The sequence below is a fragment of the Arthrobacter mobilis genome, assembly GCF_012395835.1.
GTDB lineage: Bacteria > Actinomycetota > Actinomycetes > Actinomycetales > Micrococcaceae > Crystallibacter > Crystallibacter mobilis.
The window spans coordinates 17767-20657 of record NZ_JAAZSQ010000034.1 but is presented as its reverse complement, the minus strand read 5'-3'; the positions used below and the strand labels follow the sequence as shown (position 1 = coordinate 20657).

The 2891-nt window shown below is 69.4% G+C and carries 4 protein-coding genes; 2 read left to right on the top strand and 2 right to left on the bottom strand.

Features of this window, described 5'->3' with window-relative positions; translation table 11 throughout:
* Positions 1–184 precede the first annotated feature (184 nt).
* A complete protein-coding gene (locus HGG74_RS20045; protein WP_168489241.1) occupies positions 185–775 on the bottom strand; it encodes a sunset domain-containing protein in 591 nt (196 codons plus the stop codon).
* Positions 776–1333: 558 nt separating this feature from the next.
* Between HGG74_RS20045 and HGG74_RS21805 the strand changes: the two genes are divergently transcribed.
* Both HGG74_RS21805 and HGG74_RS20035 read left to right on the top strand, forming a co-directional pair.
* Positions 1334–1738: an excalibur calcium-binding domain-containing protein gene (locus tag HGG74_RS21805; RefSeq protein ID WP_246263107.1), complete on the top strand. Its 405-nt coding sequence runs from the start codon at positions 1334–1336 to the stop codon at positions 1736–1738.
* Positions 1739–1983: 245 nt separating this feature from the next.
* A complete protein-coding gene (locus HGG74_RS20035) occupies positions 1984–2460 on the top strand; it encodes a class F sortase (protein WP_312856922.1) in 477 nt (158 codons plus the stop codon).
* Between the two features lie 165 nt (positions 2461–2625).
* Here HGG74_RS20035 and HGG74_RS20030 read toward each other — a convergent pair.
* A partial coding sequence (locus tag HGG74_RS20030) for an excalibur calcium-binding domain-containing protein (RefSeq protein WP_168489237.1) occupies positions 2626–2891 on the bottom strand: 266 nt, incomplete at its 5' end.

The following is a 2891-nucleotide window of genomic DNA, read 5'->3' as shown; positions in this document are numbered from 1 at the left end:
GCCAGCCAATCCCAGACCAGCCACCCCAATCCTCACAGGCGTTCGTACCGGACGGTTCCAGATTCCGCCGGGACCTGGGGGGACGCTTTCGGCGGGGAAGAATTCGGTCATCGATGGGTAGGTCTGGGAATTGAAAGAACCCCGGCCGCATCCGGCCGGGGTCCTTAATCAGGGTCCGGGAAAGCTACACCTTGGAGGCACGGTAGCCGGCAGCGCGTGCAGCTGCCGTGGTGGAGAAGCAGATCTCGGGGTTCGTCCGGTTATAAAACGCACCGCCGGGGACATGGTAGATTCCGCTGGACTCATTGCCCTTAATCGGAGCCCAGGATGGGCAGGTGGTTCCCGAGGGGATCATGGAGGTGCGCTGCTTGACCCTGACCAGCTTCTTGTAGGAGTCGGCGGCCTTGGACGTGCCCGTGACGGTCACCTTTGCCCACCACAGGCCGGACCGGGAGGTACGGACCTTGGCCGAGAACTGTCCCTTCGTGCTTCCGGTGACGGTTTTGACCCTGTAGGCACGCGCGCTGCCGGCCGGGTCGAAGTAGATTTCCACCTTGGGCTTGGCGTATGCGTCCCACCTGGTGCCGGCCTTGCGCTGGGCCGTGCCCCTGAGCGTGAACGCCTCGCTTTTGTAAACGGACGCCGGTGCAGTGAACTTTACGACACGGGTCGCGGCTTTCGACGCCGCTTCGGCCGGTGCGGCAGCGAGGCTGACACCGCCGAAAGCCACTGCCGCAGCCATCAACAGCGCACCGAAGCGCCTGATCATGCTCATCTTTTCCCCCAACATATGGTTTTGCTTAAACGAACAAACCAAAGACTACCGGCAGGGATCCACCTCCGTGACCCGGCCGCGAGGCCAGGCGGTACACCCCGTACCGCGCAGACCGGAGCCGCCGGTCCGGGGTGACGATTTGGGCGTCTTGTTCCCGTGCAGCCTGGTGGTGTGAGCCTGTGCAGGGACGGCCGGGGACGGGCAGACCGTGTTTCCGGCGCGGAACGGATGTCCCGTGCCGGCCGACAGGGCCGTGCGCGGCAGAACGGCCGGATCCGGGCCGGCCGCGGTCCAGCGGGCCGGTGCCGGCCGCCCTGGGGCCCGGAGGGCCGGAAACCCCTTGGAAGCATTGTGCTTAAACGATAAAGCCCATAGCGTGGCCTCACCGATCGCCGGCGGCGGTTGGTCAATCTCATTGGATGTGTGCAGGGCCGGCAGTGTCCGGACAGGAACGGGACGGGGTGCCGGGGTATTCCGCGGCCTCCGGGACCGGCCAGCGGGCTTGTCCCATGGTGCTTCCGGCTGCCGGCCTGCGCACCAGGAACGTAAGGGGAACGAATGAAAAAGAGCACAGCAGTCTTCTCACTGGCGGCAGCGGCAGGGCTTGCGGCCCTGCCGGCCACACCCGCCCTGGCGGTGACCCCCGCCTACCCCAACTGCGATGCCGCAGCAGCGGTGGGTGTGTACAACATTCCCGCCGGCGCCCCCGGTTACGGTGCCCATCTCGACAGTGACAGTGACGGCATCGGCTGTGAAAACGGCAGCGTCGCCTACCGGCCGGCCCCTGCCGCTCCCGTCGAAGCGCCCCAGGTGGGCCAGGTGCCCGTCGGAGGGGCCGATACCGGCATAACCCAGGACGGCCGCGGCGACCTGGGCGCCCTCGCCCTCGGCGGCGGCCTGGTGCTGGCCACGGCGGCCGGCGGAACCTACCTGGTCCGGCGCCGCAACGCCGCCCGGGCATAGGCCCGCCACCTTACCGACCGGACCTGTTTCCACGCATGATGGGTTCAACGACCGGCCGCCGCGGAAGCCGCCTGGCCTCTGCGGCGGCCGCCCTTTTGCTTCTCGCCGGCTGCGCAGGCACCGCCTCCGCACAGACCGAAGCTGCGGCTGCGCCTTCCCCGGCGGTTTCCTCCGCCCCGCCGGCTGCGGCAGCCCAGAAGACCCCGCAGGCCTCCGCACCCGGGAACCCCGCGCCGGAGAGCCCTGTGCCTGCCCGGCTGCCGGTCATGGACGCCTCCGCGCCCGTGGCATTGAGCATTCCTTCCATCGGCGCCCGGTCGGAACTGCTCAGGCTCGGCCTGCGGAACGACGGTTCCCTTCAGGTACCCCCGGGTGATCCCGGCGCCCCGGCCGGCTGGTACCGCCATTCCCCGACCCCCGGAGAACGCGGACCGGCGGTCCTGCTCGGGCACGTCAATTCGTTCGGCGGCGCGCCGGGTGTTTTCGCCCGCCTGCGCGAGCTCAGGGCCGGGGACACCGTCGACGTCGCCCGCGCGGACGGCACCACGGCGGTTTTCACGGTCTACCGCGCCGAGCAATACCCGAAGAACGCCTTCCCCACCCAGGCGGTCTACGGCAACACCCAAGGAGCGGAACTGCGCTTGATCACCTGCGACGGATACAACCCGGCCACCGGCGGGTTTGATGACAACTACGTGGTCTACGCGAAACTTCTCACCTGAGCTTCCCCGGCAACGTCCCGTCCTCCACCGATGCCGTGCTGCGGCCGGAGCACGGGAGTGGGGCGGGCAGGACCGCACCGTCCGGTTGTTCCAGTCCCGTGGCGGGGTCGGCGCGCCAGGCGCTGTGATCGGCGCGTGCGGTGCACGGGGCGGCCGGGCTGCCTGTTATTCGCAGCCGACGCCGTCGCCGTCCCGGTCGAACTTGGGCTCCCAGCCGGGGTCGCCGGCGCGGATCGGGGCCTTGCCGGCGGCCCTGACCGCCGAGCAGTTCTGGTAGAAGACATCGCCGCCATCGGCCGGCTCCTGCATCGCGGGGGCTTCCGGCTTCGGCTCCGCCTTGGGCTTGGGGGCGGGCCTGGCGGCGACCGGGACGGTGACTCCGCCGTCATCGTCCGGGACCGGCTGGTCCGGGCAGGAGGAGAGCACCCGGG